Here is a 5831-nt window from a genome sequence, read left to right as displayed (position 1 = left end):
AACCTTTAATTGTATCGGGTCGCCCGGTGTAAGATATGGGGAAAAATCGGGTACTAGATACCTTTTAACCCTGGTAGGGGCGACCCGCCGCATTCAATTAACATTACCTAACCTTTAATTGTATCGGGTCGCCCACCGCCGGGTATTGGTAATGATCTAACACAACATTGGGACAGGGGCGAGTCGATATAGGTTAATTCTTACACCACCTAAGATATGCAGCGACTCGCCCCTACAACCGCGATAATTCCAATAATTCCGATAATCGCCATAATCCCGATAATCCTGGAAATGGATGCCAGTGTACAAGCCACTTAGGTGGATGTAGCCAATTTTGTTGTAGTTTAGGCGTTATGCGATCGCGCCGATTGTATCAAAATTGACATAGAAACCCAAACCGTAGGGGTTTGGTTTCCAAACCCCCTGAGTTATAATACATCCGCAAACGCGGGACGCAATTTCTGATAACACCAAAGCCCCACGCCAAACACTACCCCAGAAACGCCAAACGCGACTACCCATTCTAACCCATGTTCAACTGAACCCACTAATACCAAATCCCGATAAACCTGAGCAATCACAGCTAGAGGATTCAACCAAAACACCCAATCCCGTAACCCTTCTGGAATCACCGAAGCGGGATAGACAATCGGCGTCATATAAAACCAAAGATTCAAAATCACCCCCAGCGTCTGGGGAATATCTCGCAAAAATACGGTTAACCCAGCTGCCAAATATCCTAACCCGGCGGTTAATAACAACTGGGTTAACCAAACTAAAGGCAATAACGCTAATGTGGCATGTAATGTTCCTGAAGATATGGCAACTAACACAATCAACGCGGCTAACCCTAAGGCACTTTCAATAAATGTCGATAATACAGGAACCAGTGGTAATAGTGCCAAAGGAAACACCACCTTTTTTACCAAATTGGGTTGTCCGACTACCGAACCCGCCGATTGTGTTAACCCCCCAGTAAAAGCAATCCAAGGCAATAACCCGGCAAACAACCATAAGCCAAAGGCAATATTGTTATCAGCCGGTAATCCTTTCAGACTTAGCTTCACCTTCAGGACAATGGAAAACACGTAGGTATAAATCAGCAACTGAGACAGTTGATTAAGCAGGGGCCACAAATTCCCCAATACCGAACCCTTATACCGTGCCTCCAAATCCCGGCGCACTAATGTCCGCAGTAGGTCAAATTTGACCCACCACTGCTCATTTATGGGCAACCAGCGCCTAACTTTACCGGCTTTCCGAATCACGCCTCGCATTGGCTTTAGTATCACGTATAACTTTAAACACTTTATCCTACACCCATACTTTTCCTGAAGCTGATTGAAGCGGAATTGGTAATAATTTTTACTTCCTGATCCGCTTTTCTCATGATTCTGTAGATGTCAAGTTACTTACACAAATCTTAATAAAAAAAACTAGCTGTCAATTATTGCGATCGCGAATCGCTATCATCTGAGTTAATTGATCAAGCTGGAGTTCGAGTGCGATCGCCTGCCCGATACGTTATGCTGCGGCAAGCCATAATAATAAAAAACGAAATACTATACCATTAGCTATTCATACTTCTCAACTATGACATTCTATCGCTGGCTGCCTATCTTTTCCACCGTGATTTGCCTCGTTGCCCCAATCTCCAATCCAGCAACGGCACAATCATCCTCACCGTCTGAAAATAGCTGTCCAGCACCTGCCCTTTCGCGCTTGCAGAAACACAAAGTAGCGCCCGGTGAAACGTTGAACAGTATTGCTGAACGATACAGTCTGATCCCAGAAACCTTAGCAGAACTCAATCCTAGCATGTCAGGAAAATCCATGCCCGTGGGTCGAGAGATTCTGATTCCTCCCTTTAATGGAATTCGGGTGCAAGTTCCGGCTGGGGCTAGCTGGCAAGATTTAGCAGAGGCCTATGGTATCCGCGCTGATATTTTATTTGAAGTCAATGGCTGTTCGTCACAACCCCCCGATGTGGTTTTTGTCTCAGGGGTGAATTGGGTACTGGCAAATCGTAAACCTGTGGAAAACTATACCGGATTTGCTGGTTATCCCTTGCCCACCTTAGCGCCTATGGGGTTTAATTACGGTTGGCATCAAAATGACGATGGACAAACTCAGTTTCATAGTGGGATTGATTTACTGGCAGACCCTGGAACCACGGTGTTAGCCGTAGATTCCGGTACAGTTGCCTTTGCGGGTCAACAGGGAACCTATGGTAATTTAGTTGTGATCAATCACCAAGGTGGACGCCAAACCCGGTATGCTCATTTAAGTCGTCTTTCGGTGAGAACGGGTCAACGGATCAAAGCGGGAACACCGTTAGGGGCGGTAGGTACTACAGGAAGTCCGGACATTGACCAACCTCATTTGCATTTTGAAGTTCGCTTCAATGCGCCTGCGGGTTGGGTAGCGCAAGACCCAGAGTTACATTTGACGGCAAGACCGATAAATGACGAATGACGAATGACAAATGACGAACTTTATCATATCATTACGTCGCAGCGGAGCATTGTTGCTGTCAGTGGGTACGGTCAGCTTCTTGTGCGGTATGGGTTATGGTGTTGTCCAAAGCTATCCTGAACCCCCAGCAGAACCAATCATTCAACCTCAATCGGATATCCCCACAGAACCGCCGCCGCCGAATGTGACGGTTCAGATTAAAGCCGTGGGTGATATTATTCCGGGTACGAATTATCCTCAGAATAAACTGCATCCCAATAAAGCGGTTCTCTTTCAAGCCGTTCAACCCAGCTTGCAAGGTGCTGATTTATTATTTGGTAATTATGAGAGTACTTTAACGAATTATCCCTATTCTGCTAAGTCGATAGGGGGATTAATTATCGCCTTTCGCACGCCGCCTGATTATGCCTCTTTGTTAAAAGAGGTGGGCTTTGATATTATGAGCGTTGCCAACAACCATTCTTATGATTTCTCACGTCAAGGATTTGCAGATACTATTAATAATTTGGAACAGGCTGGAGTTAAAGCATTAGGCGAAAAGAATCAAATTTTATATGCTAACATCAATGATCTATGGATTGCCTGGATTGGTTTTAGTTATTTTAATTATCACAATTCGCTGAATGATTTGCCTGCCGCTATAGCGTTAGTGGAAGAAGCCAGTCAAAATGCCCATATCGTGATTATTTCCGTCCATGCAGGGGCGGAAGGCACTGGGGCGATGCATGTTCGCAATCAAACGGAGTATTTTTTTGGCGAAAATCGCGGCAATTTGGTTAAGTTTTCCCAGACGATGATTGACCACGGCGCTGATTTAATTCTCGGACATGGACCTCATGTTCCTAGAGCATTAGAACTGTATAAGGGGAAATTAATTGCCTATTCTTTGGGCAATTTTATGGGGTATCGGACTCTCTCGACTCAAGCTCAATTGGCGTATTCTTTAGTATTAGATGTGGAGTTGGATAACCAGGGTGATTTGGTTTCGGGTCAAATCATTCCAATTATGTTAAATCATCAGGGGATTCCTTATCCGGATTCCCAAGGGCGCACGATTCGACTGATGCGCCAGCTTACTCAGAGTGATTTTCCTAATACTCCTTTACAGATTGATTCAACGGGTAAAATTATGCCTCAGTAATGGTCATTGGTCAAATAATTATTCACTTGGAAAGGGCGGGTTTAGTTACATCAGGGTCAAACACAAAGGATTATAGTGAAACCCGCCCCTACAGATTAAAAAACTCACGCGCCAGGTTCCCTCGAAGGTCATGAAGGGTCAAAACTATTTCATTATTCATCCTTTTTTTGACTCGAATCTTTCCCTTCAGAGAATCGTTCTTTGAGTTTATCACCAGCGGCTTTGGCTTGGTCGGTGAGATTATCTGTAACCTGGGGAACACCTTGTTTTAGGGATTCTACATGCTGAAGGGTTTTCTTGTAGTCACTGCGAATAAATTCTGCGGCTTGACTCATGCGTTCATGGACGCCTTCGGTATATTTCTCACTGTTTTTTACTGCTGCTTCTAGAACAATGATCCGCTTTTTGCCCACACTAGAAACGGCGGCGGGTGCAAGGGTATAAATCCCGTCCATTATTCCTTGCCAACCACTGGAGGAATATAAGTAATTAACGACGGCTCCGGTTTCGGGTTCAATTATATAATCAACCAGTTTGCCGACTTTGTTTCCCGCATCTGTCCAAACTTCTACACCAATGCGAGAATCGAGGGGTTCAAGGGTTTCCGACGCGGTTTCTTCCTTAATGCTGTTGACAAGAATACTATCGCTGCCAATAGTATTGACTTGTTCCCAGGTAAAGTGGTGTTTTTTGCCGCCGAGAAACCCGGACTTGCAGGTTAACCCGACTACGCGGTGGGCTTGCAAATCAAGCCATAGCTGTATCACTCGACCGACTTCTTCAGCGGTATGACGATTTAAGACTAATCGGTTTAGGAGTTCGCTTTGCTTGAGAACTTCGGCTTTTGCGGACATCAGATACCTCGCTTGGGTTATTCTTGAGACAATGTGACTTGCTGTTCGATCAAGTGCTTTGTGTTGTGTATTTAAATTTTAGCTGACAACGGATGCGATTATTTTTAATTTTAGCGGTTGTTATCGCCATCTTAGCAATTATTTTTGCGTTGCAAAATGCTGTGCCTATCGCCGTTACTTTAGGGATTTGGCGAGTCGAGATATCTTTGGCGTTAGTTCTCGTCTTAACGCTAGGGGTTGGCGTTGTGGTGGGATTATTGGTATCGGTACCATCCCTGATGCGGCAAAATTGGAAACTTGCTCATCAGAAGCGACACAACAAAGACTTAGAGGAAGAATTAAATGAGCAAAATCAGCAACTAGCGAATCAGCAAAAACGGATTGAATATCTGGAAAATAGTTTAAAGTTCAATCGGGATTCTTCTGAATCAACTGATCGGGATTTAAATGCATAGGCTGTTTAGGGGAGAGGTTTTGCCTTGTGTATCCCTTTACCTTGATCTGACCTCTCCCTAACCCTCCCCTCGTCAAGGAGAGGGAACCAGAAAATCGAATAGCTTGAGGTTTCCCCCTACAGAGAATCTTACTTTTGGTCGGGATCTGGAAAACCTCTCTCCAACAAGGAGAGAGGCTTTGAATTCTCCCCCTTCCGTGCACAAAAAGTGAAGCATTCTCTGGTCTCCCGGAAGGGGGATCTAAAAGGGAAGGGGGCTAGGGGGTTAGGTTTGATATCGGTTTTTCTAGATGGCGTGATTAGAATCCTTGGTTATTTATACCAAGGAGAAGTCAATTTTCCTTGAACAGCGAGTTAAACTGGGCTTTAAGCGATGGCATATCGGCGATTCGTGACACCAGTACACTAGCGTTCCCGGCATCCTCTAGACGATCTTTCCAATAGCGAATCCGATCTGGGTGATTCATCCAGAATTGAATCACGGTGTCCACCGCTCTATCCATATTCCATCCCTTCTGAGTGGGAACGGTTTCAACCGATTCTAAGAAGGCATCCAAGGTACATTGATAGGTTCCCAAATATTCAACGCCTGGGGGAGTTGCCTTTTCACCGATCCGCTGTTGATGATTAAAAAAGTCCAGGATAGGCGAAACGCCAAGGATATCAAATGTATAGTTCATGGAATTTAGCCTCTACTTTTACAACCGTTATCCCCAATTTTAATCAAATAAGTTGAGTCTAGATTATCATTGTGAACAGTTTTATGAAAATTTTATTTAACGATCGAGGGTAAGTTAAAGTAAGTTGTGAAATTAGCACTCAATGCCATTGAGTGCTAATAAAAACCAGAACCAATTCGGTAGTTGAGCAACAACTGAAAGAGCCAATGAGCAGCAAAACCTTAACG

General features: G+C 44.5%; 6 protein-coding genes. 3 read left to right on the top strand and 3 right to left on the bottom strand.

All coding sequences use genetic code 11. From position 1 onward, the window contains the following. Window positions 1-428: 428 nt before the first annotated feature. A complete protein-coding gene (locus ACLFWI_RS25680) occupies window positions 429-1277 on the bottom strand; it encodes an ABC transporter permease (protein WP_446415271.1) in 849 nt (282 codons plus the stop codon). A 316-nt stretch (window positions 1278-1593) separates the two neighbouring features. On the opposite strand from ACLFWI_RS25680, the gene ACLFWI_RS25675 reads away from it, so the two are divergent. Next, window positions 1594-2475, top strand: coding sequence for a LysM peptidoglycan-binding domain-containing M23 family metallopeptidase (locus tag ACLFWI_RS25675; protein WP_446415270.1), 882 nt, complete (start codon window positions 1594-1596; stop codon window positions 2473-2475). 10 nt (window positions 2476-2485) lie between these two features. Then, complete coding sequence (locus tag ACLFWI_RS25670; RefSeq protein WP_446415269.1) at window positions 2486-3616, top strand: CapA family protein; 1131 nt, start codon at window positions 2486-2488, stop codon at window positions 3614-3616. Between the two features lie 152 nt (window positions 3617-3768). On the opposite strand, the gene ACLFWI_RS25665 is transcribed toward ACLFWI_RS25670, so the two are convergent. Continuing rightward, window positions 3769-4470 (bottom strand): PRC-barrel domain-containing protein, encoded by a 702-nt coding sequence (locus ACLFWI_RS25665; protein WP_446406454.1) that lies wholly within the window; start codon window positions 4468-4470, stop codon window positions 3769-3771. A 92-nt stretch (window positions 4471-4562) separates the two neighbouring features. Here ACLFWI_RS25665 and ACLFWI_RS25660 point away from each other — a divergent pair, with 92 nt between their 5' ends. Then, window positions 4563-4925 (top strand): lipopolysaccharide assembly protein LapA domain-containing protein, encoded by a 363-nt coding sequence (locus ACLFWI_RS25660; protein ID WP_446406455.1) that lies wholly within the window; start codon window positions 4563-4565, stop codon window positions 4923-4925. A gap of 331 nt (window positions 4926-5256) precedes the next feature. On the opposite strand, the gene ACLFWI_RS25655 is transcribed toward ACLFWI_RS25660, so the two are convergent. After that, window positions 5257-5604 carry a hypothetical protein gene (locus tag ACLFWI_RS25655; RefSeq protein ID WP_446415268.1) on the bottom strand — a complete coding sequence of 116 codons (348 nt, stop codon included), beginning with the start codon at window positions 5602-5604 and terminating at the stop codon, window positions 5257-5259. Window positions 5605-5831 lie beyond the last annotated feature (227 nt).

The sequence above is a fragment of the Coleofasciculus sp. genome (assembly GCF_046539235.1).
GTDB lineage: Bacteria > Cyanobacteriota > Cyanobacteriia > Cyanobacteriales > Coleofasciculaceae > Coleofasciculus.
This window is presented reverse-complemented; position numbering and strand designations above follow the sequence as displayed.

Coding starts and splice junctions, on each gene's coding strand:
- ACLFWI_RS25680 (WP_446415271.1), bottom strand. CDS start 1,277: ATGCGAGGCGTGATTCGGAAAGCCGGTAAAGTTAGGCGCTGGTTGCCC.
- ACLFWI_RS25675 (WP_446415270.1), top strand. CDS start 1,594: ATGACATTCTATCGCTGGCTGCCTATCTTTTCCACCGTGATTTGCCTC.
- ACLFWI_RS25670 (WP_446415269.1), top strand. CDS start 2,486: ATGACGAACTTTATCATATCATTACGTCGCAGCGGAGCATTGTTGCTG.
- ACLFWI_RS25665 (WP_446406454.1), bottom strand. CDS start 4,470: ATGTCCGCAAAAGCCGAAGTTCTCAAGCAAAGCGAACTCCTAAACCGA.
- ACLFWI_RS25660 (WP_446406455.1), top strand. CDS start 4,563: ATGCGATTATTTTTAATTTTAGCGGTTGTTATCGCCATCTTAGCAATT.
- ACLFWI_RS25655 (WP_446415268.1), bottom strand. CDS start 5,604: ATGAACTATACATTTGATATCCTTGGCGTTTCGCCTATCCTGGACTTT.